The 26,204-nt window shown below is 46.6% G+C and carries 25 protein-coding genes; 11 read left to right on the top strand and 14 right to left on the bottom strand.

All coding sequences use genetic code 11. The features are described 5' to 3' along the window. Nucleotides 1-7: 7 nt before the first annotated feature. Nucleotides 8-382, bottom strand: coding sequence for a late competence development ComFB family protein (locus EAE30_RS01125; RefSeq protein ID WP_123014282.1), 375 nt, complete (start codon nt 380-382; stop codon nt 8-10). Nucleotides 383-632: 250 nt separating this feature from the next. Here EAE30_RS01125 and guaD point away from each other — a divergent pair, with 250 nt between their 5' ends. Further along, a complete protein-coding gene (gene guaD / locus EAE30_RS01120) occupies nt 633-1,997 on the top strand; it encodes a guanine deaminase (RefSeq protein ID WP_338419004.1) in 1,365 nt (454 codons plus the stop codon). 46 nt (nt 1,998-2,043) lie between these two features. Here the strand turns inward: guaD and EAE30_RS01115 are convergent, their stop codons facing one another. From EAE30_RS01115 to EAE30_RS01065, 11 genes are all read right to left on the bottom strand, one after another. After that, nucleotides 2,044-3,276, bottom strand: a complete 1,233-nt coding sequence (locus tag EAE30_RS01115) for an allantoate amidohydrolase (protein ID WP_123014280.1) — start codon at nt 3,274-3,276, stop codon at nt 2,044-2,046. Between the two features lie 32 nt (nt 3,277-3,308). Beyond that, nucleotides 3,309-4,541, bottom strand: coding sequence for a pyridoxal-phosphate-dependent aminotransferase family protein (locus EAE30_RS01110; protein ID WP_123014279.1), 1,233 nt, complete (start codon nt 4,539-4,541; stop codon nt 3,309-3,311). Further along, nucleotides 4,534-6,111 carry a gamma-glutamyltransferase family protein gene (locus EAE30_RS01105; RefSeq protein ID WP_123014278.1) on the bottom strand — a complete coding sequence of 526 codons (1,578 nt, stop codon included), beginning with the start codon at nt 6,109-6,111 and terminating at the stop codon, nt 4,534-4,536. Before EAE30_RS01105 ends, EAE30_RS01110 begins: the two co-directional genes overlap by 8 nt. Further along, nucleotides 6,101-7,294 (bottom strand): amidase, encoded by a 1,194-nt coding sequence (locus EAE30_RS01100; RefSeq protein ID WP_123014277.1) that lies wholly within the window; start codon nt 7,292-7,294, stop codon nt 6,101-6,103. Before EAE30_RS01100 ends, EAE30_RS01105 begins: the two co-directional genes overlap by 11 nt. 54 nt (nt 7,295-7,348) lie before the next feature. Then, nucleotides 7,349-8,353, bottom strand: a complete 1,005-nt coding sequence (locus tag EAE30_RS01095; protein WP_123014276.1) for a bile acid:sodium symporter family protein — start codon at nt 8,351-8,353, stop codon at nt 7,349-7,351. Nucleotides 8,354-8,392: 39 nt separating this feature from the next. Further along, on the bottom strand, nt 8,393-9,211 hold the full coding sequence (locus tag EAE30_RS01090; protein WP_123014275.1) for a MurR/RpiR family transcriptional regulator: 819 nt from the start codon (nt 9,209-9,211) through the stop codon (nt 8,393-8,395). Between the two features lie 10 nt (nt 9,212-9,221). Next, nucleotides 9,222-9,950: an amino acid ABC transporter ATP-binding protein gene (locus EAE30_RS01085; protein ID WP_123014274.1), complete on the bottom strand. Its 729-nt coding sequence runs from the start codon at nt 9,948-9,950 to the stop codon at nt 9,222-9,224. Beyond that, entirely contained in the window at nt 9,937-10,590 is a 654-nt protein-coding gene (locus EAE30_RS01080) for an amino acid ABC transporter permease (protein WP_241967558.1), read from the bottom strand. Before EAE30_RS01080 ends, EAE30_RS01085 begins: the two co-directional genes overlap by 14 nt. 8 nt (nt 10,591-10,598) lie before the next feature. Continuing rightward, a complete protein-coding gene (locus EAE30_RS01075; protein WP_123014273.1) occupies nt 10,599-11,267 on the bottom strand; it encodes an amino acid ABC transporter permease in 669 nt (222 codons plus the stop codon). A 14-nt stretch (nt 11,268-11,281) separates the two neighbouring features. Beyond that, nucleotides 11,282-12,073 (bottom strand): transporter substrate-binding domain-containing protein, encoded by a 792-nt coding sequence (locus EAE30_RS01070; protein ID WP_123014272.1) that lies wholly within the window; start codon nt 12,071-12,073, stop codon nt 11,282-11,284. Between the two features lie 342 nt (nt 12,074-12,415). After that, nucleotides 12,416-13,858, bottom strand: a complete 1,443-nt coding sequence (locus tag EAE30_RS01065) for an NCS1 family nucleobase:cation symporter-1 (RefSeq protein WP_123014271.1) — start codon at nt 13,856-13,858, stop codon at nt 12,416-12,418. Nucleotides 13,859-14,146: 288 nt separating this feature from the next. Between EAE30_RS01065 and EAE30_RS01060 the strand changes: the two genes are divergently transcribed. The 3 genes from EAE30_RS01060 (at nt 14,147) to puuE (ending at nt 16,645) form a co-directional block, all read left to right on the top strand. Continuing rightward, nucleotides 14,147-14,833: a GntR family transcriptional regulator gene (locus EAE30_RS01060; RefSeq protein ID WP_123014270.1), complete on the top strand. Its 687-nt coding sequence runs from the start codon at nt 14,147-14,149 to the stop codon at nt 14,831-14,833. 41 nt (nt 14,834-14,874) lie between these two features. Next, the gene (locus EAE30_RS01055; RefSeq protein ID WP_123014269.1) at nt 14,875-15,606 is read left to right on the top strand and encodes an aspartate/glutamate racemase family protein; all 732 of its coding nucleotides are present in this window, start codon (nt 14,875-14,877) and stop codon (nt 15,604-15,606) included. Nucleotides 15,607-15,706: 100 nt separating this feature from the next. Next, nucleotides 15,707-16,645, top strand: a complete 939-nt coding sequence (gene puuE / locus EAE30_RS01050) for an allantoinase PuuE (RefSeq protein ID WP_123014268.1) — start codon at nt 15,707-15,709, stop codon at nt 16,643-16,645. 80 nt (nt 16,646-16,725) lie between these two features. Here puuE and cobK read toward each other — a convergent pair whose 3' ends face one another. After that, the gene (gene cobK, locus EAE30_RS01045) at nt 16,726-17,505 is read right to left on the bottom strand and encodes a precorrin-6A reductase (protein WP_123014267.1); all 780 of its coding nucleotides are present in this window, start codon (nt 17,503-17,505) and stop codon (nt 16,726-16,728) included. A gap of 475 nt (nt 17,506-17,980) precedes the next feature. On the opposite strand from cobK, the gene EAE30_RS01040 reads away from it, so the two are divergent. The 7 genes from EAE30_RS01040 to EAE30_RS01010 all read left to right on the top strand — a co-directional run bounded on the left by EAE30_RS01040 (nt 17,981) and on the right by EAE30_RS01010 (nt 25,523). Continuing rightward, nucleotides 17,981-18,874 (top strand): GHMP family kinase ATP-binding protein, encoded by an 894-nt coding sequence (locus EAE30_RS01040; RefSeq protein WP_123014266.1) that lies wholly within the window; start codon nt 17,981-17,983, stop codon nt 18,872-18,874. Between the two features lie 187 nt (nt 18,875-19,061). Continuing rightward, nucleotides 19,062-19,661 (top strand): alpha/beta hydrolase, encoded by a 600-nt coding sequence (locus EAE30_RS01035; protein WP_123014265.1) that lies wholly within the window; start codon nt 19,062-19,064, stop codon nt 19,659-19,661. Nucleotides 19,662-19,871: 210 nt separating this feature from the next. Continuing rightward, nucleotides 19,872-21,626, top strand: a complete 1,755-nt coding sequence (locus tag EAE30_RS01030) for an ABC transporter substrate-binding protein (RefSeq protein WP_123014264.1) — start codon at nt 19,872-19,874, stop codon at nt 21,624-21,626. A 16-nt stretch (nt 21,627-21,642) separates the two neighbouring features. Next, on the top strand, nt 21,643-22,596 hold the full coding sequence (locus EAE30_RS01025; protein ID WP_123014263.1) for an ABC transporter permease: 954 nt from the start codon (nt 21,643-21,645) through the stop codon (nt 22,594-22,596). Nucleotides 22,597-22,606: 10 nt separating this feature from the next. After that, entirely contained in the window at nt 22,607-23,497 is an 891-nt protein-coding gene (locus EAE30_RS01020) for an ABC transporter permease (RefSeq protein ID WP_123014262.1), read from the top strand. Then, nucleotides 23,497-24,528: an ABC transporter ATP-binding protein gene (locus tag EAE30_RS01015; protein WP_123014261.1), complete on the top strand. Its 1,032-nt coding sequence runs from the start codon at nt 23,497-23,499 to the stop codon at nt 24,526-24,528. The genes EAE30_RS01020 and EAE30_RS01015 overlap by 1 nt, the downstream gene beginning before the upstream one ends. Next, complete coding sequence (locus EAE30_RS01010; protein WP_123014260.1) at nt 24,525-25,523, top strand: ABC transporter ATP-binding protein; 999 nt, start codon at nt 24,525-24,527, stop codon at nt 25,521-25,523. The genes EAE30_RS01015 and EAE30_RS01010 overlap by 4 nt, the downstream gene beginning before the upstream one ends. Nucleotides 25,524-25,592: 69 nt before the next feature. Here the strand turns inward: EAE30_RS01010 and EAE30_RS01005 are convergent, their stop codons facing one another. Then, a complete protein-coding gene (locus EAE30_RS01005; protein WP_164711758.1) occupies nt 25,593-26,000 on the bottom strand; it encodes an OsmC family protein in 408 nt (135 codons plus the stop codon). Nucleotides 26,001-26,204: the final 204 nt, after the last annotated feature.

Genomic DNA, 26,204 nt, shown 5'->3' with positions numbered 1-26,204 from the left:
TGATTCCTTAATCTACCATCTCTTTCGTTTTTAAAATTGGAGTTTCATACCATTCAAGCTCTTGATCCTCTGCAAACCAATCCCGCGATGGCATGACAACCGGATTGTTGTCACGACTCTGACGTCGGTCATGTATGATCATCGACTCCGCTGCCAATAATGCGGTTTTTGCACTTTCTTTCAAGATGACCAATCGCGCTTCTGTGAGCGCCGATAAAAAATCAATGTCATGTCGAATATAAACAGGCCGCAGTTGGTTAAGCGCGAGGCAAGCTACATCGGCTAGCTGCTCTTCGTGATAATACCATTGAAAATCCAACTCGACTAATGCTTGCCCAACTAAAATTTCCATATAATTATGAACGCCGGAATGAATGTTCATCTCGCTCCCTTCCATAGATGATATAAAGACACTGACATGTTAATTTTAGTCAACGCGAGGTCATTCAACCTATTTTTGTAACTATTCTCAAAAAAAAAGACAAAAATAAATGGTGACGTCCCCTTTCGATTCGCCAAGTTTCATAAGGCTATGGTAAGTTATTGATTAGAGTAGAGGAAGTAGAATTATCTTCCCACATAAACGCGTTTTATCGAATACACGAGATTGTCTCTAGCCACAATCTGATGGGATGAAATGCGACACAGTGACTATCACAAACATACTTAGTAGAATTATGGACGATTGTATACAGATTCATCGCGGTAGAATATTTCACTTTCCTCGGGTAACGAGATCCCCACAAAACGATTATCAGTATTATGATGATGGCATATTAATCACACGTGGTAGCCGTATTGAATATCTCAATACTTACGACCATTTTTTGCATCATCAAACTACGCTGAACCCAAATCACCACCCTGTGACTCATCATCATGGGCTTATCCTGCCTGGTTTAATCGACGCCCATGTTCATTATCCGCAAATGGAAATCATGGCCAGTTATGGCAAACAACTGCTTGATTGGTTAAAAACCTATACCTATCCGACTGAAAAGAAATATCAAGATAAAAACTATGCTAAAGCACAAGCGATCGATTTTCTCAACCAACTCTTTGCAAACGGTACGACTACCGCCAGTGTCTTTGCGGCCCGTTTCCCAGAATCAGTCGACGCTTTCTTTGAAGCCACCGAATTATATCAGGCTCGCATGATCTGCGGTAAAGTGATGATGGATAGATTTGCTTCGGATATGATGAGAGATAAACCAGCAGAAGCCGCCTATCAGACAGAAGCATTAATTGAACGTTGGCATAATAATGGGCGTCATTTATATGCTCTGTCGCCGCGCTATGCGGTGGCATGTACCCCCCAACTTCTTACCGAAATCACTCACATAGCCAAACGTCACCCCGATATTTTTATTCAAAGTCATTTAAGTGACAGTCTTGCTGAGGTAGAACTTGCCAAAAGTCTCTACCCGCAGCATCGAGACTATTTATCGATCTTCGAACAATCAGGGCTGATACGTGAACGTTCACTGCTCGGTCATTGCCTCTATTTTAGTGATGAAGAATTTAAGCGCATCGCTCAATCCGACGCAACGATTGTGAGTTGCCCCACTTCAAACTTCTTCTTAGGTAAGGGACTATTTCCCTACCAAAAAGTCAAAAACCTCGACGGCAATATCGCATTTGGCAGTGATATTGGCGCCGGAACTCGTCTGTCTTTATTTGAAAACCTAGCGGATGCGTACAAAGCATGTCAAATGCAAGCGCATTGCCTTAACCCCTTAGAATCCTTGTATCAATGTACACAAGGCACCGCGGTCTCGATGTCTCTTGAGGATAAGATTGGTAACCTAAACACAGGCACGGAAGCCGATTTCATCGTGATTAATGTCGATAATTTACCGATACTCAAACAACGAATCAGACACGTTGCCGATATAAAAAGCCGATTATTTGCGTTACTGCTCTTAGGGAACGAATCCGTCGTACAATCGACCTATGTTGCAGGTCAGCGAGTCTATGAACGCCATGCTGCACACTGATAGGAATGGACGGTTTGCTCGATAACCATGGAACAAACCGTCACGATTATTGCTTGAGTGACAAACCTTGAATCATGGCAACCAAAGTCTGCAAAGCGACACTCACATCGTCGACACTTACTTGCTCTGCTGGATGGTGACTGATGCCCTTTTCACAACGTACAAAGAGCATGCCAACCTCAGTAAGTGTTGCCATCGCCAGACCATCATGACCGGCACCGCTCGGCAACAGTAACGCCTCTTGTCCTGTCACACGATGAACCGCATCTGCCCACAATTGACTCAATCCCTCGCTACACAGAACCGCGGGAGCATCATAGATATTACTGACCTCTAACTGCAATTGACGATGCTTGGCAATACGTTCAAGTGCCACCATAATTTCTTGCGCAGCATGTTCTAACTTGTCTTGATTCTCACTACGGATATCTAACGTAAATTGCGTCTTGCCCGGAATGACATTGACCGCCCCCTGCGGGGTATGACACATACCAACGGTTGCGACCATATCATGCTTCCCTGCGTAATATTCAATGAACTGAATCATTTCCGCCGCGCCGCACAACGCATCTCGTCGCAACGACAGCGGCACTGTCCCCGCATGCCCCGCTGTTCCAGTTACGTTCAACTCATAACGCTTAGCTCCTGCAATACCGGACACCACTCCGACCGCACGGTTGTTGGCTTCTAACACCGGACCTTGCTCAATATGCACCTCTAAATAAGCGGAGACATCACTTGCACGCCGAGCAGCGGAGGCAATGTTTGCAGGATCGAGACCAAACTTGCGCATGGCATCGCCCATCGTCACCCCATCACGGTCCGTTACGGTAAGCCACTGTGATTGGTAGATACCAGCCACGGCGGAAGAGCCAATGAGTGTGGTATTAAAGCGTGTCCCTTCTTCATCAGCAAAAGCCACCACATCCACATGGAAAGGTAACGCGACCTCACGCAATTGGTCTAGCGCAGCAATGGCCAATAAAATGCCTAAATTACCATCATATTTCCCTGCATTAGTGACGGTGTCACTATGAGAGCCAATAATTAAGGTTGGCAAGGTGGGATTCGGCGACACTTTTCTACCCCACTGATTGCCGACGCTGTCTTCCCAACTCAATAGCCCAGCGTGTTCCATCCAGGCTTGTATTTGCTGGTGAGCTTGTTGGTGCTGCTCAGTTAAGTATGCACGTGTGATGCCATCATCATCGGCACTGAATGTCGCCAAGATATCAGCGTATTCCATAATCTGATGTGCGGCCAATAAAGCGCTATCCATGCTTTTCTTCCTTCTGTTAACGGACACCCATCCTAGCGATAAAATGCCATCGCGGCGCCAACCGCTTGGCCAACATCAATACGTGCTCGGTGGCGAATCAAAATGGATTCTAGCGCTGCCAGTGTGGTCAGTACGCACTCTTGATGAGCGTTATATCCCATGGTGCCAATCCGCCAAATTTTACCGTGGAGAGGGCCAAACGAGGTGCCAATTTCAATCCCAAAGCGGTTAAGAAGCTCTGAACGTACCTCATCGCCCTGCACGCCATCGGGGATATAAACGCCGACCACATTATTCATTTTCTGAGTTTGGTCGCCAAACAAGCGTAGCCCCATCGCCGATAACCCAGCGGCTAACGCCTCACCCGCTTGCTTATGTCGAGCGATCACCTTGTCTGGGCCTTCTTCTAAGAATAACCGCGCGCATTCTCGTGCGGCATACAACATTGACGTCGCCTCTGTATGATGATTCAAACGCTCTGGGCCCCAATAATCCATGATCATGGCTAAATCAAAATAATTCGATTGAATCATTAAGTCCCCCCCTTCTTTGTGATGCGCGGCACGAATACCGGCTTCAACGTGTTTACGACGATTAATGACTTCAGCACATTGATCACTCAATGTGATCGGCGATGAACCAGACGGCCCACCTAAACATTTTTGCAAACCGGCGGAGACAGCATCTAAATGCCATTCGTCCACTTTGAGTTCATTGCCGGCGATTGAGGCCGTCGCATCACAATAAAACAAGACACCGTAACGATGACACACCTCGCCAATCGCTTTCAGAGGTTGATTCATCGTCGTTGACGTATCCCCTTGCACGGTGGCCAAAAGCTTAGGCTGAAAACGTTTGATTTCGTCTTCCACTTGCTCAGCACTGCACACGTGTCCCCATTCAACGTTGATTGTCCGAATTTCAGCCCCAACACGCTGGGCGATTTCACATAGTAAATGACCAAACCGGCCAATCACCGGAATCAAGATTTTATCTCCCGGTTTCAATACGGACACTAAGACCGCCTCAATGCCCGAACGAGCAGTCCCGTCGACAAGTAAAGTTTGTTGATTATTGGTCTCAAAAACGCCGCGATATAAGCTCTGTACTTGATTCATATACTCCGTCATGACCGGATCGTACTGACCTATTAGCGATTGGGATATGGCCTGATGCACTCGTGGGTAGGCATTGATTGGACCGGGGCCCATTAATAAACGTTGTGGTGGATTCAGCGTTTCGAAAATTGATGTTTGATTATCCATGAAAGTCTCCCAGTAGGTAAGTTCCGTCACTGCGCGGATCACTTGTCGCTTGTGCAGTGCCATTGGCGCAGATCATGATGGCACCGGCATGCCCCATCACTTCATTGTTGTTTGGGACCACCGTTACGTCGTGGCCTCGTTTTTTTAAGCTAGCTCCTAAGGTATCGTACAGTCCTTGTTCTAAGCGTAAATTGTCTTTGGCGGTTCCCCATGTCCGGCCAAGTAACCATCTTGGTTTCGCCACCGCGTCTTGCAACGTCTCATTTTGGTAGACGTAACGGCTGAACAAACACCCTTGCGTCTGGGGTTGTCCTTCACCGCCCATTGTGCCGTACACCATACGTCGACCATCGTTCAGTTCGGCATAGGCTGGATTCAACGTATGAAACGGTTTCTTGCGCGGCGCCAAAACATTGTGATGGCGGTCATCTAATGAAAAGCTTTTCCCCCGACAATTCCATACGATGCCGGTTTGGGGTAAAACAACACCAGAACCAAACTCCCAATATAAGCTTTGGATGTAGCTCACCATGGTTCCATCTTTATCACAAGCCCCCATCCATACGGTATCCCCCGGCTTAGCCACATGTGGCCACGGTGCAGCTTGATTGCTATCGACCGCCTGTGCCAGCGCTTCAATGTGATCCGGGGCTAAGTAATCTTGCAATTCTTCGCTCATACACTGGGGATCGGTAATCAATCGATCTCGGATGATGAACGCCTGTTTTGTGGCTTCCACCAAACAGTGGACATGATCGATTTCTAGCATGTTGTCATTCACTAAGCGATCGTAAATGGCTAAAATTAATAGCGAAGCGAGTCCCTGTGTCGGTGCCCCTAAGTTATACAACTGACCTTTAGAAATCGAAGCCGTTAGTGGCTCACACCAGCGTGCTGCATATTCATGAAAATCACTCAATTGCAGTGGGCTGCCAACCGCTTGGAGATCGTCTGCCATGCGTTTGGCTAATTCACCATGATAAAAGTCATCCAAGCCAGAGTGGGCTATATGTTGCAGGGTTTTACTCAGAGCCACGTTAGCGATTTGCTCGCCCGCAGACAGCGGCATGCTATCAGTCAAATACCATTGATTAAAATGAGGCTCATCTTGCAAACGAGCGAATGTTTTATGACTGGCGAACGCCAAACTATCGGTCACATCAATACCGGCTTCTGCCGCTTGAATCGCGTCTCCCAGCAACGCCTCCAAACCCAGTCCTGAATGATTGTATTGCAACGCCATTTGCCACCCCGCAACGGCTCCGGCCATTGTGAGTGCCGCAGCGCCACCACTTTCAGGAATGCCATCAGCTCGTTGTTGATAGGATGTCAACGTCGCTCCTGCTGCGGCAGGACCACTGGCATCAATCGCAACGGGCCGTTCACCGGCTTTCGCGATGAGCCAAAAACCATCGCCGCCTAATCCACTCATGTGTGGATATTGCACCGTAATCATCGCGGCCGCCGCCACCATCGCTTCACAGGCGGTGCCACCAGACTCTAAAATCCGTTGACCGGTTTGTGCGGCCAAATAATGAGGAGCCGTAAATGCGGTTTGTTTATCTGTCATCTGAGCTCCCTGCCTGCAATTTTGCCGCCATAGAAAGAAGCTGAGCATCTTGATAAGGCGCCCCTAATAATGAAATGCCAGCGGGCCCCAAAGCCAGTTCCGGCATAGGAATATGTAACTGAGGTAGCCCCGCTAAGCCGGCATAGGCAGTCAATCCCATCAGTTGCGAGCGATACGTTGCGAGCGCCTCTGGTTCGAGCGTTAAGCTGGGAGGACCACCCGGTGTTGTCGGCAGCACCCAAAGGCTGCCACTGGAGAAAATCACGCTCTGTAACCACTGAGCAAAGGCATGGTATTGTTCTAGTGCTTGCTGGTAGTGCTCTTGCGTAATACACCGAGCCCACTCGACCCGAGCGAGGATCGCGGGGTCCAAACTCTGCCCATATCGTTGCAACCAAGGACCATGATTTTGGATGATGTCATAGCCCTGTATCACGCGAAACAGCTCACTCAGTTGCTGAGAATCCCAGTCACTCGCCAAGCATAGCGAGCCACGAGTTAACGAAACACCAGCCGCATCACACCAAGCCTGCAAACGCTGCTGACGCTCTCTTCCCAATAAATCAACGAAGGCATCATCAAGATACAACGTAGTGAGCGACGCCGTCGGTGCATCTTTGCCCTGATATAGCAAATGAAACACCTTATTTAACACATCCAAGTGCGTTGCGAGTAACCCCGCGGTATCAAACCGTCCCGCCAACTCAAAGGCGGCCTGTAAGCTTAGCCCTCCATGGGTCGGACGCAGACCATAAATATTCGTATAACTCGCGGGAACGCGTATCGACCCTCCCGTGTCGGTACCAATAGCAAAATCGGCCAGCCCTCCCGCGACGGCAACGGCCGAACCACTGGATGATCCACCGGGGATACATTCAGGCGCGGCCGGATTCACCGGAGTACCATAGTGGATATTTTGTCCGTTAAGGCTGTAGGCTAATTCATCGGTTTGCACACGGCCGACACATTCCGCTCCATGAGCCAATAGCGCCTCAATAAGCGGCGATGTGGCTTGCGCGGGTTCATGAGTCACTAACCACTGTGGATTGCCTGCGCCAGTGACATAGCCGGCCACATCAAACAGATCTTTAAAGACAAACCGAAAGCCCGAAAGACAGCCAGCATGATGAGGTAGCAAGTGCATCGGCCCTTGCTGACAAAAGATTCGAGTATCCATACTCATACGACATCCTTGTTTTAAAACGGCGCAGCACTTACTGCGCATAAGTGTTTCGCGTTACGAACTGGTCGCGACCGTTGCTTTGTTCTCCGCTTTCGCGGCATAACGATTGGCAATCATGGCACAATAGAAAATTTGTAATGGGTGGTAGAGCATAATAGGAAGCAGCAGCATGCCTAAGTTTGGGTCACTCCCAAAAATCACTTTCGCCATTGGAATGCCGGCGGCGAGGGTTTTCTTTGTGCCACAAAAGACCGCGGCGACCTCGTCAGACAGTTCAAATCCACAGCAACGCGCACCCCATTGAATGCCATGAACCATAATTAATAACACCACGATACAAATGGCGATCGACAGCAACAGTAAACGCGTCGAGAACTGTGTCCAAATCCCGTTAATTACCGAATCACAAAATGCGTTATAGACAATAAGGATGATCACGTATTTATCCAGTTTGCCGACAATGGCTTTATGACGCGTGGTCCACGCCACTAAATACGGACGCAGTAATTGACCCAAGGCCATCGGCACCAATAACAGCTTACCAATATCAAGCACCGCCTCCCAAAAATTCATGTTAGCGCCTTGTAACCCCATAAACGCTTCGATCAATGCGGGCGTAATAAAAACACCGATAATAGAAGAAAGAGACGCATTGAAAATGGCGCCAGGTACATTCCCTTTTCCGACACTGGTCATCGTGACTGACGATGACACGGTACTCGGTAAGGAAAATAAATAACAAAAACCAAACGCCAACGGTGCTGGCATAAACGCCAAAAATTGATCACCAAAAATAACCCACAATAATGGATAAACAACGAATGTGGCTAATTGCACATAGATATGCAATTTCCAATTGGATAAACCTGCTTTAATGGCTTGCGGACTCAATCCAAGGCCATGCAGAAAAAACACCAAAGCGATACCAAGACTGGTCACAATATCCAACCGTAGCCAGCCATCCGTTTTACCCACATTGGGCGTCACAATCGCCAGTGCAATGGCAACCATCATGCCTAAAATAAACCATTCTTTTTTTAGTTTCTCTAATACTTTCATTACCTTGTTTCTATTTATATTGAGCGGTGGTTATTGGTGTTATTCTACTTCATGTAAACGAGAATAACTCTGACTGATGTGTCTGCTTTTTGTGACAGCATCACTTCCTAACTGTAAATACACCTGATTCACCAAAAATGCGATCAAACTCATCGGCACAGCATAGCTGTCTAAAGGAGCATGATTATTCATCTGACAGATTAATATATGCTGGCATTGTTGGCTATAACGTTGTCCGGATTGGTCGGTGATCAGCAGCGTATGATGAGCCCGTAAGTATTCCATTAGCTGAGCAAAGTGTGTCACGCGGCGCCGAATACCGATCACAATAACAAAATCATCGTCGTTGAGTTGGCTTAAATCTTCCCCCACCGTTTGCCCAGGCAGGGGTAATAAATGAACATTATCTCGGCATTGCATCAGTTGCTGACGTAAATGTAACGCAACCGGATAACTATTGCGATAGCCGATCACCACCACCCGTCGAGCGGTGGCAATCGGTTTGATCAGTTCGTCGATATTCAAAGTCGCCAGTTGCGCCCAGAGTTGCTCTAATGCCTGCATCTCATGTCGAATACTGGGGTCTTCAATCTCCGACGTCAGCACGGGCACGCCCTGCTCACGTTGCTGAATCACTTCTTCTCGCAACGCCAAGTGATCATCGTACCCCAATTGACGAATAAATCGGCTGACCGTGGTTTTTGATACGCCACACGCTTTGGCTATCTGCGCAGTCGATTGCATGACAATTTTGTCGGGATGTCCTTGCAGATAATCCGCAATACGTCGACCGCTTTGACTCAGTTGTTCATAATGAAAGGTAATACGCTCACTCAACGAATCGCTCTGATTGGTCATCTTTTTTTCCTTAGCGAACGGCCGCTAGAAAACTTTGTAACTCGGGCGTTTTCGGGTGAGCAAATACCTCGTTACTCGGCCCTTCTTCCCAAACTTTCCCTTGATTCATGAACACCACACGGTCACCGACATCTCGCGCGAAATTCATCTCATGGGTAACAAGAATCAGCGTCATGCCTTCCTTTTTTAACGTCTCTAATACTTTAAGGACTTCGCCGACCAACTCCGGATCCAATGCTGAGGTAATTTCATCGCACAATAACACCTTCGGTGACATCGCCAACGAGCGAGCGATCGCGACGCGCTGCTGTTGTCCCCCCGATAGCTCTCCCGGATAGGCGTCATATTTATCCGCTAACCCCACTTTTTCCAACAGCGATTTCGCCAACGCTTGGCATTCGGCCGCGTCTTTTTTGAGCACCAGCTTGGGCGCCAAAGTGACGTTGTCACTCACTGTCATGTGTGGAAATAAATTAAAGCTTTGAAACACCATTCCGACGCTGCGGCTCAGTAAACGTAATTTGTAATCATCATTTTCAACCGCTTGGCTATCAACAATGATTGCTCCTTCTTGGTGTTCTTCAAGCCCATTAATACAGCGTAATAAGGTACTTTTTCCGGAGCCGCTACGGCCAATGATGGAGATGACCTCGCCTTGCTTTACTTTTAGTTCGACCCCTTTTAAAACGTGGGCTTCACCATAATATTTATGGACTTGTTCAATACTAACGACGGACATAACGGTGCTTCTCCAAGTAACGAGCTAACGCAGAAAGCGGAAAACAAATAGCAAAATACAAAATAGCCACAAAGGTGAACACTTTAAAAGGCTGAAAAGTTGCATTATTTAGCATGGTGCCGGCTTTGGTTAATTCCACGAAACCAATGATAGAGGCCAAAGCTGTTCCTTTAACAATTTGCACGGAGAACCCCACAGTCGGAGCAATCGCAAGCTGAATCGCTTGTGGCGCGATGACATAACGCATGGTATCTAGGTAAGTCAGGCCTAAAGTACGACAAGCCTCCCATTGTCCCTTGGGTAGAGACTCAATACACCCACGCCAAATGTCGTGAAAATACGCGCTGCTATAAAGTGTCAAAGCAATGATCGCGGCGGTCCACGCATTGACTTCTATTCCGATCAAGGACAAACCGAAGAAACACAAGAATAACTGCATCAAAAGAGGCGTGCCTTGGAATAGCTCCACATACAGTTGAATCACCCGGCCGAAAGACAGATACTTGCTGCTGCGCAGCGCCGTCAGCAGTAAGCCAATCACGCCACCACCGATAAACGCAATGAGCGATAACGCAATAGTCCAACGAGCGGCCATCAATAAGTTACGCAGAATATCCCAATCCGTAAATTGCATCATCATCAGCACTCCTAGCGAAATGAGTAACGAAATACACGCCGTTTCAGCCATGCAAACAATTGACGCATAACCACCGCCAACACCAAATAAATGAGCGCGGTGACAATGTAAGACTCGAAACTTAAAAAGCTACGTGACTGCACAAAGTTGGCCGCAAAGGTCAAATCTTCTACTGATATTTGTGAGACCACCGCTGAGCCCAACATCACGATAATGCATTGACTCACCAGCGATGGGTACACTCGGCAATAGGCTGGCGGTAAAATAATACGACAAAAGATCTGTCCATGGGTTAGACCCAAAGTCCGCCCTGCTTCCCACTGACCTTTGGGCGTTGCTGCAATGCCTGAACGCAAAATTTCCGCGCTGTAAGCACCTAAATTGATGACCATCGCAATAACGCCCGCTTCCCACGCAGACAGTTTGACGCCCAATGCGGGAAGACCAAAGAAAATAAAAAATAATTGTACAATGAACGGGGTATTGCGAATCACTTCAATGTAACACGAGCATAAGCGTGAGCATGCGGTATAGCGGCTGATATTCAGTGCTGCGCATGCGGTTCCTAACGCCAATCCGCCCACGGTCGAAATGAGCGTTAACTCAATCGTCGTTTGCAAGCCAGAGACAAACTCTGGCATGTAAGGGGTCAATCCTGAAAAATTTAACTGATAGCTCATCGGTCACCTACTCATTACGCACCAAGTGATTTAGGAAATGGAGCTTTCAGCCATTTTTCTGACAATCTGTTTAATACTCCCTGCGACTTGGCTTGTTGAATCAACGCATTCACTTTATTCAGTAGCGCTGGTTCGCCTTTCATTACGCCGACGTAGCAAGGCGAGTTTTTTAATAAGAATTTTGTTTTAGGGGCTTTTCCTGGGTAACGATTCGCAATTTCGGTCACGACTAGATTGCCCGTGGCAATCAGACGTACCTGACCAGAAAGGTAAGCAGACAGTGTGGCATTGTTGTCTTCAAAACGTTTAATATGCGCATCTTTTGGAGCCAGATCGCTTAGCACTAAGTCTTCTACTGAGCCGCGCGTCACCGCGATGGTTTTTCCACTGAGCTGTTTAGCGTCGGAGACCTTCTGGTCATCACTACCAAAGACCCCAAGATAAAATGGTGCATAGGCATCACTAAAGTTGATCACTTTCGCACGCGAGGCATTTTTCCCCATGCTAGAAATGACCAGATCGACTTTACCTGTTTGCAGATAAGGAATACGGTTGGCACTGGTCACGGGGACAAGATTTAATTTCACCTTCAGTTGTTTGGCCAGATACGTCGCCATGTCGATATCGTAGCCATGCTGCTGCATGTCAGTACCAATGGAGCCAAATGGCGGAAAATCTTGCGGCACCGCCACATTCAGTACTCCTCGTTGTTCAACTTTCGCTAACTGATCCGCTTGTGCGGCTGAAACGCTTGCCAATACGCCGATCACGGCGACGACTTTGACGATATAGTTTACGATTCTCATCCTTGAACCCTACTTGTTTGATTACGGTCTTATCACTGCGGTGACGGTTAAGCGGCACACATGAAACGTTTGAACCGCTATTTAATTAAAAAGCAACGATTGTGCCATTTTTTAATAAAAAAATTTCCAATTATTTTCAATCACTTAATTAAATTCAACCGTTTCAATATAAGTAGCGACAAGTAAAGAAGCGCTCTTTTAGTGCACAAATGATAGGTTTCGGTGCAACTGTTTCAAAGTAGAAAGTCAATGTTACGATTGTGTCACCCAATGGTCGAAAAAATCCCCTAGCAATACAACGATTGATAGGGGATGAGATGAGCACGTATGTCTAAAGTTGGGCTATTTGATAGGGGCCACTGGCTTATAGGCTGGCTGAGTGACAATTTGCGTCTGCATCAGATAACGATAGAATACAGCAGAACAGCCGCCTCCAATGAATAACGCGTAATTGGCCAATTCTGGAATGAAGAACGTCGCGACAATCGCAATCCCCCCTGAGGCGACAAGCGCGTAGAGGCTTTTCATATTGACGCCATCTTTATACCAATATAAACCGTGCTTTGCTTCCGTGTATAAAGAAGGAATGTCCATCTGGCAGCGTTTAATCAGATAGTAATCGACAATGATAATCCCGTATAAAGGCCCAATCATCGCCCCTAAAACATCGACAGTATAGTGAATGACCGCTGGGTTATTAAACAAATTCCAAGGTGTCAGTAACACGGAACCAATCGCCGCGATAAAGCCTCCGCACTTGAAATTGATCTTTTGTGGTGACACATTGGAAAAATCAAACGCTGGTGCAACAAAATTGGCGACGATATTAATACCAACAGTCGCGAAGATGAACGTCAACGCCCCCAATACCGTAATCATGCCACTGTCTAATCGACGGACAGTTTCCACCGGATCGGTAATCATCTCTCCGAACACTGGCATCGAAGCCGACACAATAATGACGCTAAACGCAGAAAACACGACGAAATTTAATGGCAGACCCAACCAATTCCCCAGTTTGAGTTTTTTATAGCTTCCACAGTAACGAGAAAAGTCACTGAAGTTCAAAGTCGGGCCAGCAAAATACCCAGCGACTAAGGCAGAAGCAACGACCATTTGCAAAATCGCATCACCGCCAGTTAACTTTTTATCACTTAAACTGAACTGGATATTGTCCCAGCCTGCTTGATCAATCATATAACAGCATAAGGCGAACATAGCGATATAGATAGCAGGGCCTGACCAGTCAATCACCTTGCGAATCATGTCCATACCAAACATGAATACCACAGCTTGTAATACCCACATCGACATGAAACCTATCCAGCCTAGATAAGACAACCCAATAAAGCTGGACTCGCGAAGCGAAGCAAGACTTGGGAAAAAGTACAACAATAAAATGATAAACGAGCTTGAGGCAAGGAAAGTTTGAATCCCATACCAGACCACCGCAATTAAACCTCGAATGACAGCGGGCACATTGGCGCCAAACACCCCAAAAGCCATCCGAGCGACAACAGGGAAAGGAGCGCCTGATTGTTGTCCAGGACGCCCCATTAAGTTCGCAAAAACCATGACGATCATGATCCCCACCAGCAAACTAATAAAGACTTGAATGCCATTCAAACCAAGGGCGAATAAACTGGCGGCAAAAACATAACCGCCCACACTATGGATATCGGACATCCAAAAGGCGAAGATGCTATACCATCCCCATTTTTGCTCCGTATCAGGAGCAAGATCCACATTGCTTAATCTTGGGCTTACTGGAAAATCCTTATCCATAATCACGATCCTTTTTTCGATTGTATACAATGGCAAATACAAATTGCATGCCAATTCAAAACAACCCAATGGTGACGCGATATCTCTGGATCTTTTCTCAGCCTAAACCACTGCCATGCACCAATTTGCGTCAAATTTCGCGTAATTTTGGGGCAAAACCGTCCGCTAAGCAGCGGATTGTCCAGCGGACCTATACGGGAATGGTGGCTTACGACTGGAACACTATTAGGTACATTACTTGCATACCGTAGCAAAAGAGATTGTATACAACCTTTCATAGGAAATGTTATGTCAACGGATGAACACATTTATCAACAAATGCGCAACGCTATCGTTGAACATCATTTGATTCCGGGAACTCGCCTTCCCGAAGATAAGCTTTCCCACGCATTTGGCGTCAGTCGCACAGTGACACGCAAAGTATTACAACGTTTATCACTGGAGCGCTTTGTGACCTTACAGGCCAATAAAGGGGCATTTGTCACCCAGCCCACCCAAAAAGAATCCTTGGATGTCCTCGATACACGAATCATGCTGGAGCCCTTGCTGATCCCCGATATTATTGCTCATTGGTCTGATGCTCATTCTCAACGCTTTCGCGCGATGATTGTGCAAGAAAAACAAGCGAATCAAAATCATCAACATGAACAAGCCATTCAATTAACGGCTCGTTTCCATTTTGAGCTCGCCGCTTTAGCCAACAATTCCATCATGGCCGATTACATCAAGCAACTTTGTTATCGGTCGTCACTGGTCATCGCCGCCTATGGTTCGCACACCAGCGTCAGTTGCGATTGTGACGATCACGCCCAGTTAATTACGCTGTTCGAACAACAACGCATTTCTGCCGCCCAAAAATGGATGGTTCACCATTTAGAAACTATTAAAGCGTCCATTCAATTCGAAGACGACGACACGGCTGACGTGGATTTTTGCGCGCTCTTTGCGCCCTCCTCATCCAAATCTATCCAGTGAGCGTCCGTTAAACGATCACTGACTCATGAAAAGGAATGATCATGAAAATACAATTGATTAACCCCAATACCAGCCAAGCCATGACGGAGAAAATGGCCCACGCTGCAAGCGCGATAGCATTGCCGGAGACTGACATCATTGCCATACAACCACAACATGGTCCAATGAGTATAGAATCAGCGTTCGATGATGTGATTGCGGCTGCCGCTTTACTCGATTGCATCGCAGAAGGCAATCAACAACAAGTAGACGCGCATATTATTGCGTGCTTTGGCGATCCCGGATTAGATGCAGCGCGTGAATTATCCAGTGCCCCGGTAATTGGTATTGCCGAAGCTGCATTCCATACGGCAAGCTTACTCTGTCGACGTTTTAGTGTCGTGACAACGTTAAGCAGTACCGTACCGACCACTCATCATTTACTCGAGCACTATGGTTTTCGTCATCTTTGCGCAAACGTCCGCGCAACGGATATTGCGGTGCTGGATTTAGAGCAGTGCGCAGAGTCGGTTTATCAACAGCTACTTGATGAATGCTGGCAAGCCGTTCATGTCGATGGTGCCGAAGCGATCGTGTTGGGGTGTGCCGGAATGGCCGACATGGTCACTCGCCTTAGTGAAGCTCTGCCGATCCCGATTATTGATGGAGTGTCCTCAGCGATAACACTCGCAGAAAATTTAGTCCGTCTTGGACTGACCACTAGCAAACATGGCCATTATGCATACCCGAAAACCAAACCGTTTATTGGTCGCTATCACCATTGGAATCGCTAACTGTTGGACTCCTCTTTACAGTGGTTAATAAGCTTCAAGCAACAGGCAGACAAGCTGCACACATATTGACGAACGATGTATGAATTTCTAAGGACAGATGATGACGTATCAACCCCCTCGTGATTATATCGGTTATGGTCGCCAAGTGCCTCATGCACAATGGCCCAATCAAGCTCGGATCGCCCTACAATTTGTTTTAAATTATGAAGAAGGTGGGGAAAATTGCATACTGCATGGCGATGAACACTCCGAAACCTTTTTATCAGAAATGGCCAACGTCGATGCGTATAAAGACCGTCATATGAGCATGGAATCTTTATACGACTACGGCTCTCGCGCTGGAGTTTGGCGTCTATTAAATGAATTTGAGAAACGGGAAGTGCCGTTGACCGTCTTTGCTATTGCCACAGCATTACAGCGTAACCCAGAAGTCGTGCAAGCGTTACGTCGAGGAAAGTACGATGTGGTCTGCCATGGACTCAAATGGGTCCATCATCAACATATGCCTATGGAGCAAGAGCGAGAACAGATGCAACAAGCTCTCGATATTACCGAATCTCTTTTAGGCAAGCGTCCCATTGGTTGGTACACCGGACGAGATTCCCCGCGAACACGGCAGTTAGTCGCGGAGCAAACAGGATTAGCTTATGATTCCGACTATTATGGAGACGATTTACCTTTCTGGACCTCGGTGCCCGATATCAACAATCCCGGGCATGAACGTCCGCATCTCGTGATCCCCTACACTTTAGATACTAATGACATGCGCTTTGCGTCACCCTATGGTTTTAGTCATGGTGACGAATTTTTACAATATCTCAAAGACCATTTCGATTGTTTATATGAAGAAGGCGCAGAACATCCTAAAATGATGTCTATCGGAATGCATTGCCGCATGCTTGGTAAGCCAAGTCGATTTATGGCACTCAGACGTTTTCTCGATTATGTGCAGTCCCACGATAACGTATGGATTGCCACTCGTGAAGAGATCGCCCGTCATTGGTTTGAGTACCATCCCGCCCACGCATACGGTTTTTAACCGACCTAAAAACGGTGACGCACTCGGCATAGCCCCACCAACGGGGCTATTCAAGCCTGTCACATTGGGTATTGCCAGTGTTAACGCGACCACTCGCTAAATAAAGCCTCGGCATCTTCTAGCGACTCCAATACCTGAGAATAATTCGCCTCTACCGGTAATTTGGGCTTGGCAATGACAATACAGGGAATGCCCATTTCCACGCACGGTTTCACGGTATCGAGAAACGATCCGGTTTCGGCACACTGTTTGGTAATGACGACATCCGGTTCAATTTGTTCATACAAAGCTCGGTTAAATGCCACACTAAATGGACCGCGCATCGCTATCAAGTTATTAATCCCTAATCCTAAAGACTCGCAATACGTCATCACTTCAGTGGTCGGCATAATACGCGCGATCAATCGCTTATCCGGTAATGATTCGCAAAATACGTCCAACTCTTTCGTTCCCGTCGTCAGAAGTACGGTTTTCATTGATGCTGCGACATGATGACATGCTTCACTGACGGAACGCACGTTCACAACCATAGGGTCGTACACCATCTCAGTTGGAGGCTCAAAACGAATCACTGGAATACCCAGCTCTTGCGCTGCACAGAGAATATTTTGGTGTAAAATATCCGAGTGGGCATGAGCGCTATCAATAATCATATTGATGTAATTATCCCGTAGGTAGTGAATCATTTCATTGAAATCCATTCTACCGCGAATCAACGACCCCGCGAGATGCTGCGAGATCTGCTCTCCCGCTTCCGAGGCGACAGAAAGGGTATAAGAATGGGTATAGTTATCTAACGCTTCACATAGCATGACGGAGTTATTGGTGCCGCCGAAGACTAATAATTTCTTATCACTCAAGGTAAGTTCCTCATGAGATATTCTCTGTTTCGGTCGTGACAATCCTTCCCCTATTGTCACAGATCATGACAGTCGCTAATAGGTATAGGGGGTCATCGCATACCGTGATTTATCCTGCAAGATCGACTCTTTAATAGTGAATCTATCCATCAACACAATAAACTAAGACGAAAAACACAGCTTACCGCTTACCGTTATCTGTCATAATGATTCGATGCTGAGAAATGGCGGCTGATCGCTGTTTTTTCAAGTACGGCGACCACTATTATTTTATCTGACGAGATAGAATAGGTTATTGATATTGGACAAAGTCTTGTCATCAGCAGAACGCTTAATATGATGCTCAACCTCCTCAGTGAGGTGTCTTTAGACGATGAACCGATTGTGCCCATCGTGAGGGCGATGGTAACGGGTTCATGGTATATCCATTACCGTAAAGGCATCTCATAACTCTAACCACATCAAGGAGAGAACAATGGCAAAAGCATGTTGTCCCGGAGCTTGCGGTGAGCTCATTCAAGGCTGGCTATACGGTTCAGAAAAACTGATCTCCTGCCCGATTGATTGGTATGCGACGGTAGAAGTCGAGCATAAAAGTCGGCTGACGCACCGAGCCGGGAGTAAAGCGTATCAGGCTTTTCTCAGTACATTGCGGTTTTTGCAGCAGCCATCTGACTACATACACGAACTCGCCGTGCACGTTGAATCGACGATTCCCCAGTCGAAAGGAATGGCCAGTAGTACTGCCGATGTGGCCGCCACCATTCTCGCTACCGCTCGCTATTTTGACTATGATATGCCTGCCGATGAGCTTGCGATGCTGTGCACACAAGTGGAACCTACCGACAGTACCATTTTTTCTGAAGTCACACTCTTTGATCACCATCGAGGGACGGTAAGCGAGTCTTATGGGCAAATCGAGGCTCCGATCCCTATTCTTGTCCTGCAAAGTACTATTCATTTAAATACCGTCGATTATCATCACATGCAACGCTTTGATAAACTTAAATCCTCCGCGCCACAATTAGAAAAAGCGCGCAAGTTACTCCGAAGTGCCATACAAGAAAAAGATGGCGCCTTACTGGCTGAGGCGGCCACATTAAGTGCCATAGAAAGCCAACGAATATTACCAAAACCCTTATTTGCTTCATTACTGGACATTGTCGAGCGTCAAGGACTTCTCGGTATCAATGTTTCTCACAGTGGTAGTGCCATTGGGATCTTATATGATGAACATCGGCACGACATTGAAAAAGTCGTTAACAGTATTGAGCAGGTCGACCGCCTGAACTTTTATCAAACCCGCCATTATCAAAAGCTGATCCCCGGTGGTGCACATAGTCTATTTGATGACGCTAACATCGCGTGAAAAGCCGCTTATGGCCTGAAAGTAACACCAAAGCGCGTCCTTAATGAGGAGCCTCTATCAAGCACTAGTCGGCTTATCGTCATACGCCGACTGGTTGAATTTACTATGAACGCACATCGCAAATGTGACGCTTTTTGTGTAGTATCATCACTCCTCTCCGAAATTTCTCGTTATAAAGGTCACGTCAATGACAACTGCTGTTTTTCTTCATGGTTTAGGGGCTAACGGCCACACCTTTGATCCGATTATTACTATGCTGGACTTGGATCCTGCCATTCATCTTGCGTGCCCAGACGCTCCTTACCCACATGAAGGCTCTGAATTCGGCAAGCAGTGGTATTCTTCAGAAGGAAACGATGACAATAAAATAGCCCGTATAGACAAGACTCTTGAACGTCTTACTAAGACGTTAGAACACATTGGCGATCTTAACGATATGGTGTTGGTTGGTTTTTCTCAGGGAGCGATTATCGCATTACATGCAGCAGCCAAAGGGTTCCCAGTGAAAGGTGTCGTGGCCATTGCAGGTAAGATGTACGAGCCGGTCGCAGCGAGAGATAACTGGCCTTCTATCGTCCTCTTACATGATAATCATGATCCTGTTATTCCGGTGACACAAGCCCAACAAACATTCCACTGGTTGAAAGAGGCTGGTGCGGATCCTGAGGCATTTCTTTCCAATGATGTTGGCCATTCGATCAGTGCCCAAATGCTTCCCATTATTCGACAAGCGATCATGCAACATCATCCACTCAGTCAATCGACACACACTGAAGTATTCTCATAGAAGGCATAGTAAAAAGTTTAATGGCATCATAGTATTGCAATACTTTTGTGAGCGATGATCCTGTTATCATCGCTCATGAATGTCATACTATTATACATGAGACACAGTTAACGCTAACTGGGATAACGCCTTTTAACTGTCATGTTAGATTGAACAACACCGATTTTATCTAGTTATCCCTCATCACATCGAATACAAAAAGGAGTTTGTATGAAAGTCTTAAAGTTGCTGCCATTGGCAGCACTTATTGCTGCGTCTTGCGCATACGCTGGCGAAACCAAAGTGTTCAAGTTTTCAGATAATGGCGCCCCCAATACCTTTGATCCCGTTCAATCGGGCACAACATACAGCAATGAGATCGTAACGGCGGTGTACGATACTCTCTATGAATACAAATACCTTAAGCGGCCATACGAGCTCGAACCAAACCTCGCCGATGGCATGCCACAAGTTTCCAATGACGGCCTTACTTACACCATAAAAATCAAAAAAGGCGTGCATTTTATCGATGATGCAGCGTTTAAAAACGGTAAAGGTCGTGAAGTCACGGCGCAAGATTTTGTGTATTCCATTAAGCGTCATTTTGACCCCCAAAACCGCTCACAAGGCGCATGGGTATGGGCTGGCAAGTTAGCCGGCATGGCGGACTGGAAAAAAGCAGGGTCCGATTACAGTCAGCCCGTGTCCGGTTTAAAAGCGCTCGACGCTCATACAATTCAAATCACCTTAACCGAACCCTTCCCACAATTACTCTATACCTTAGCCATGGGGTATTCAGCTTTAGTGCCTCGTGAAGCGGTCGAAAAATATGGCCGTGAGTTTGGTTTACATCCCGTTGGTAGTGGTCCATTCGAATTGATCTCAACCAACAGTACCAAAACCGTTTTGGTGCGCAACCCCAGCTATCGTAAAAACATATTCGATGCGAAAGCCGAAGGTTATGATCCCAAAGTACATGGTGAGACAGGCATCGCCTCTCTCGATGGGAAAGCCATGCCATTTGTGGACCGCATTGAAGCCAACTGGGTAAAACAACCGTCCGCACGCTGGAATTCATTTAGCAAAGACAATGAAATTCAAAATACCACTCTACAAAATGAACAAATCGACCGGGTTTTGTCGTCCAAATCCCCCGTAACTTTGCGTCCAGAATATGCAAAAAAATACCATTATAGAGTCGCGACCGAAGCTGGTATGGTCTACAACCTGTTCAATTTCGATGATGATTACTTTGGTACAAGCAAAAATCCAAAAACCAACAAAGAAAATAAGGCGCTGCGCTGCGCAATCATAAAATCATTCAACTGGCCGCAACGCATTGATCGCTTCTATCTAGGCTTAGGAAAAGCTTATCCTGGCTTTATTGCTCCGGGGACCGATGGTTATGATCCCAATATGGACACATCGTCCATCCAACAAGACTTGGCAAAAGCCAAACAACTTCTTAAAGATAACGGTTGGACCAAACACAACTTACCTGTGCTTCACTATCCTTCGGTGTCCGGGGTTCGTAGTAAGCAATTCTTCGAACAATTCCGCGGTAACCTGATGAAAATCGGTTATCCAAGAAATAAAATTAAGTTTAAAGCCTATGCCACTTTTGGTGATTTTAATCGTGACATAAAAAACAGCAAGACACAGATGATGCCTATGGCGTGGGGACTCGATTACCCAGATGCGGAAAATACCTTGCAGCTGTTCTATGGCCCAAATCGCTCCCCTGGCGCCAACAGCGCGAACTATGAAAACCCACAATATGACAAATTATTCAAACAAGCGGCCATCATGCAACCGGGACCTGAGCGTACCCAAATTTACCGCAAGCTCAATCAAATGTTGGTCGATGACTGTGTGGGTATTGGTAGCTTCTCTCGCACCAGCGTACTGATGTGGCATAAAGACGCCATTATGTGGCCTGATCCCAGTATCCTAGGTAACTACTTCAAATATGTCGCAGTGAAATAGATAGGATTACTTCTGAATGGAAACGTTAAAATATTGTCTGCGGAAGCTGGTTTACAGCCTTCCGCTGCTTTTTGGTGTGACTCTGATAAGTTTTGTGTTGATGGTTTATTTTGGTCCAGACAAAACCTACGATCTGTTAGGCCGTAATCCAACCACACAACAAATCGCCGAAGTTCGCCATCAATTAGGATATGACTTACCATTTTGGGTACGGTATTGGGATTACCTCAAACAAGTGGTTACTTTCAATTTTGGGTATTCAGATTCGAGCGGTGAGTTAGTCACGACCATTCTCGGTCGTACGATTCCTATCTCGTTAATGCTGGGATTACCTGGGTTTATCTTAGGCCATCTCATTAGTATTATTCTTGGCTTGGTTGCGGCTTATCACCGCGGTAAATGGATTGATAAATTCGTCATGTCCACTTCAGTCATCGGTATGAGCATCTCATTTATCATTGTAATTATTGCCTTGCAATTGGTGTTCTGCTCTAGCTATGGCTTAAATTGGTTTCCCGTTTATGGTTGGAATGTGCATAATTTCAGTGACTTTTTATACTATGTCACTGTACCGACTCTGTGTACCATTTTCGTTTCAGTGGGCTACACCACACGTTTCTATCGTGCCATTTTGGTTGAGGAAATGAATCGCGATCATATCCGTACCGCGCGCGCTTTTGGCCATTCCTCACTGAGAATTTTGCTGAAACACGTACTTAAAAATGCCTTGATTCCAATCATCACTCGGGTGATTTTCTCCATTCCTTTCGTACTCGTGGGGGGCTCACTCTTATTAGAAAGCTATTTTGGTATACCAGGAGTGGGCTTAATCACTTATAACGCCATTACTACAGGCGATCTTCCTTTACTCAAAGCGGTCATCGTACTGATCACGCTGCTCTACATTGCAGTCGTGAGTATTGTTGATGTGATATACAAATTAGTTGATCCGCGTATTTCTCTGCAATAAGGACATTGCTATGACAGATACTATTACGCCACTCGCAGGTCTTGGACCAATAAAACGAGAATCGTTATGGAGCAAAGCATTCGTTAAATTTCGTCAAGATAAAATAGGGATGCTCAGTCTCGCTGTTGTCGGTATCTTTTTCATGATCGCCCTACTGGTGTGGGCTGGCGTGATTGGGCAACATTGGGACCAACTGCTCGCAAGCGGCCAAATGGGGCCGAACGAAACCTATTGGTTTGGTACGACCATCAATGGGCAAGACATTCTTCAGCGCACGTTATTTAGCACCAAAACGGCATTCCAAGTCGGCTTAGTGGTCGCGTTTTTCTCCATCCTATTCGGTGGGGTCTTTGGAGCACTGATCGGCTACTACTCAAACAGTTGGTTCGATGAATTGATCCTTTGGGTCATGAACAGCATCGATTGTATTCCCTACTTTCTCTTGGTTGCCGCCATCTCTGTGGCTTTGTACGATAATCCTTATGCCATGCATATTGCTATGATCATTGCCTTTTGGACCAGCACCGCCAGAGTCATTCGTGGTGAAGTCATTAAACTGAAAAGTATGGAATTCACCGAAGCCGCTTATTCACTGGGTGTGCCGACTTATCGTATTATTTTCAAACATTTATTACCAAACACTCTCCATATCTTGTTGGTCGATATGACATTGCTTTTTATTACTGCGATCAAAAGTGAAGTCGTCCTAAGCTTTTTAGGTATCGGAGTAAAAAACAGCATTAGCTGGGGAGTCATGATTGCTGAGGCCAGTACTGAGGTCAGCGCGGGCCATTTCTGTAACTTTTTCGCCGCATCGGTCCCACTATTTGTCTTGGTACTCGCCTTTAATATGTTCTCTGACTCTTTACAAGATGCATTAGATCCAAGGAAGGTGTCCTAATGGAGCAACATCATACCTCGCCATCCGCGCCTTTACTTTCCGTGAAGAACTTAGCGGTAGAATTTAATACCGATAAAGGCGTCGCCCGAGCCATCAATGGAATCAGCTTTGATGTCATGCCCGGTGAAACTCTCGCCATCGTTGGGGAGTCGGGCTGTGGCAAATCCGTAAGCTCACTGGCGGTCATGGGGTTAATTCCCTCCCCACCGGGTAACATCGTCGAAGGCAGTATCCGTTTCAAAGGTCGCGAATTAATCGGACTCAATGATAAGGCATACCGTTCGTTACGTGGTAACGATATATCCATGATTTTCCAAGAGCCAATGACCGCGCTCAATCCAGTATTAAAAATCAGCACACAAATGGTCGATGTGATTCGTAATCACAATGACCTCAGTAAAAAAGACGCCAAGCAACGAGCCATTGATATGTTACGAACGGTTGGCATTCCTGCTCCAGAAAAACGAGTCAATGAATACCCGCATCAACTCTCTGGAGGCATGCGCCAACGTGTCATGATTGCAATGGCATTATCTTGTCATCCATCATTGCTCCTTGCGGATGAACCGACGACCGCGCTTGATGTCACAATTCAGGCTCAAGTCATGCAAGAAATGGTACGACTTAAAGATGAAATGGATATGTCGATGGTATTGGTCACCCATGATCTCGGAGTCGTTGCTGAATCTTGTGACCGAGTCGTGGTCATGTATTGCGGCGAGGTAATCGAACAAGGTACAGTCCGCGAACTATTTGCTCGACCGAAGCATCCGTATACGCATGGCCTACTCCGATCGATCCCTGTGGTTCGTGATAAGAAAATCCGCCGTTTACCAACGGTCGAGGGGGTGGTTCCTGATTTATTTAATTTACCAAACGGATGTCGATTTGCCGATCGCTGCCCACACGCCACTGACATTTGTCATCATGACTCACCTTCGCTTGAGTCAGTAGCCACGCTGGACGAACATTCTCATGGGCAGTTTGGTCACCAAGTTGCGTGTTTTCATCACGAGGAGATTCAACAATGAACACCGCTACTCCAAAGACTGTCTTAGTGGACGTTAAAGGTCTGAAAAAACACTTCCTCGTGGGTAAAAAATCGTTATTAGGTCGTGCCAAATCAGTCTGTAAAGCAGTGGATGATGTCAGTTTTACGATACAGCGCGGAAAAACACTCGGATTGGTTGGTGAATCTGGCTGTGGAAAATCCACGCTAGGCCGTTGCATATTACGTCTGATTGAACCCTCAGCTGGCAGTATCACCATCGATGAAAAAGACATTGTTCACTTGAGTCGCGGAGAACTCAAGAGCATGAGGCGTGATATGCAGATGATCTTTCAAGATCCCTTTGCCTCATTGAGCCCACGAATGACCATTCATGATATTCTGCGTGAACCACTGGATGTCCATCAAATTGGTACCGTGCAAGAACGCGAAGCAAAAATCGCTGAAGTCATGCAGATCGTCGGATTAAGACCACAAGCACTCAATCGTTATCCTCACGAATTCTCTGGAGGACAACGTCAACGTGTCGGTATAGCTCGTGCGCTGGTACTGGAGCCGAAATTAATTGTCGCCGATGAACCCGTTTCTGCATTGGATGTCTCTGTCCAAGCGCAAGTATTAAACCTGATTGCCGAGTTACAAGAAACCCGACACATTTCCTTTTTATTTATTGCCCATGACTTAGCCGTTGTACAACATATCTGTGATGATGTAGGTGTTATGTATTTAGGCCGAATGGTTGAACATGCGCCTGCAGACGTGTTATATCACCACCCTAAGCATCCATACACACAAGCGTTGTTATCCGCCATCCCAGTCCCCGACCCCACGCACGAAAAAAAACACATTCCTCTCCAAGGAGATGTGCCGTCACCATTATCTCCTCCAAGCGGATGCACGTTCCGAACGCGCTGTCCATTAGCCACCCAACGTTGTGCAGAGGAAGTGCCAGTGAATCGCAATGTCAGTCATGATGCCCGATATCAACATTGGGTCGCTTGTCATTTTGTTGAGTAGGTATTGATGCGTCCCGACAGGATTATCGGGACGCCTTTTAGGTGGGATTGAACTTGCTCAACGAACCATTTATGCAGCGAGCTTCACTACGTGGTAACTGTAGGTTAAATTAACCGCTGGGGTCAGCATTAGACTGACATGGCTGCACTCATGAATCGCAGAAGAGAGCACGCGCATGACTAAGACCTCCGTCATGCCTACCCCTTTGATGACGTAGTGCAGGTTTACGCTGTCAAACAAACGTGGTTGTGCATCCGTCAAGGTATACGTAATCTCGGCTTGCACCCCCACCAATTCCACACCATGATTATTTAACTGGGCAATGACTTCATTGGTGCAACTGGTTCCCAACGCTGAGAGTAATACATCTGTTGCACAAGGCGCGACCTGATCATCCGTATCAACATCGATCGCCTGTTGATTTCCTGTTGTGACCTTAAATTGATATCCTTGCTGCCATTTGACACTAACACTCATGTAAGCCATCTCCTAAACCAATTCAATATCGATGGCGGTGTGGATTCAATAAAGCGTCTAAGGGCGCTTTCACCGTCATTCGTAGCTAAAACACCCAATTCACTATCGTATTCGGGCACTCGTTAGCACATCTACTTACTTTATGAAGCGCAAACTTTGTCTAATATTTGCTCGCATTCAACATGAACTCGTTCAATCATTAAT

Source organism: Vibrio zhugei (assembly GCF_003716875.1).
GTDB lineage: Bacteria > Pseudomonadota > Gammaproteobacteria > Enterobacterales > Vibrionaceae > Vibrio > Vibrio zhugei.
Note: the sequence above shows the minus strand (reverse complement) of the source record. Positions and strands in the feature narration are given on the sequence as shown.

Coding starts and splice junctions, on each gene's coding strand:
- EAE30_RS01125 (WP_123014282.1), bottom strand. CDS start 382: ATGAACATTCATTCCGGCGTTCATAATTATATGGAAATTTTAGTTGGG.
- guaD (WP_338419004.1), top strand. CDS start 633: ATGAAATGCGACACAGTGACTATCACAAACATACTTAGTAGAATTATG.
- EAE30_RS01115 (WP_123014280.1), bottom strand. CDS start 3,276: ATGGATAGCGCTTTATTGGCCGCACATCAGATTATGGAATACGCTGAT.
- EAE30_RS01110 (WP_123014279.1), bottom strand. CDS start 4,541: ATGGATAATCAAACATCAATTTTCGAAACGCTGAATCCACCACAACGT.
- EAE30_RS01105 (WP_123014278.1), bottom strand. CDS start 6,111: ATGACAGATAAACAAACCGCATTTACGGCTCCTCATTATTTGGCCGCA.
- EAE30_RS01100 (WP_123014277.1), bottom strand. CDS start 7,294: ATGAGTATGGATACTCGAATCTTTTGTCAGCAAGGGCCGATGCACTTG.
- EAE30_RS01095 (WP_123014276.1), bottom strand. CDS start 8,353: ATGAAAGTATTAGAGAAACTAAAAAAAGAATGGTTTATTTTAGGCATG.
- EAE30_RS01090 (WP_123014275.1), bottom strand. CDS start 9,211: ATGACCAATCAGAGCGATTCGTTGAGTGAGCGTATTACCTTTCATTAT.
- EAE30_RS01085 (WP_123014274.1), bottom strand. CDS start 9,950: ATGTCCGTCGTTAGTATTGAACAAGTCCATAAATATTATGGTGAAGCC.
- EAE30_RS01080 (WP_241967558.1), bottom strand. CDS start 10,590: ATGATGATGCAATTTACGGATTGGGATATTCTGCGTAACTTATTGATG.
- EAE30_RS01075 (WP_123014273.1), bottom strand. CDS start 11,267: ATGAGCTATCAGTTAAATTTTTCAGGATTGACCCCTTACATGCCAGAG.
- EAE30_RS01070 (WP_123014272.1), bottom strand. CDS start 12,073: ATGAGAATCGTAAACTATATCGTCAAAGTCGTCGCCGTGATCGGCGTA.
- EAE30_RS01065 (WP_123014271.1), bottom strand. CDS start 13,858: ATGGATAAGGATTTTCCAGTAAGCCCAAGATTAAGCAATGTGGATCTT.
- EAE30_RS01060 (WP_123014270.1), top strand. CDS start 14,147: ATGTCAACGGATGAACACATTTATCAACAAATGCGCAACGCTATCGTT.
- EAE30_RS01055 (WP_123014269.1), top strand. CDS start 14,875: ATGAAAATACAATTGATTAACCCCAATACCAGCCAAGCCATGACGGAG.
- puuE (WP_123014268.1), top strand. CDS start 15,707: ATGACGTATCAACCCCCTCGTGATTATATCGGTTATGGTCGCCAAGTG.
- EAE30_RS01040 (WP_123014266.1), top strand. CDS start 17,981: ATGGCAAAAGCATGTTGTCCCGGAGCTTGCGGTGAGCTCATTCAAGGC.
- EAE30_RS01035 (WP_123014265.1), top strand. CDS start 19,062: ATGACAACTGCTGTTTTTCTTCATGGTTTAGGGGCTAACGGCCACACC.
- EAE30_RS01030 (WP_123014264.1), top strand. CDS start 19,872: ATGAAAGTCTTAAAGTTGCTGCCATTGGCAGCACTTATTGCTGCGTCT.
- EAE30_RS01025 (WP_123014263.1), top strand. CDS start 21,643: ATGGAAACGTTAAAATATTGTCTGCGGAAGCTGGTTTACAGCCTTCCG.
- EAE30_RS01020 (WP_123014262.1), top strand. CDS start 22,607: ATGACAGATACTATTACGCCACTCGCAGGTCTTGGACCAATAAAACGA.
- EAE30_RS01015 (WP_123014261.1), top strand. CDS start 23,497: ATGGAGCAACATCATACCTCGCCATCCGCGCCTTTACTTTCCGTGAAG.
- EAE30_RS01010 (WP_123014260.1), top strand. CDS start 24,525: ATGAACACCGCTACTCCAAAGACTGTCTTAGTGGACGTTAAAGGTCTG.
- EAE30_RS01005 (WP_164711758.1), bottom strand. CDS start 26,000: ATGAGTGTTAGTGTCAAATGGCAGCAAGGATATCAATTTAAGGTCACA.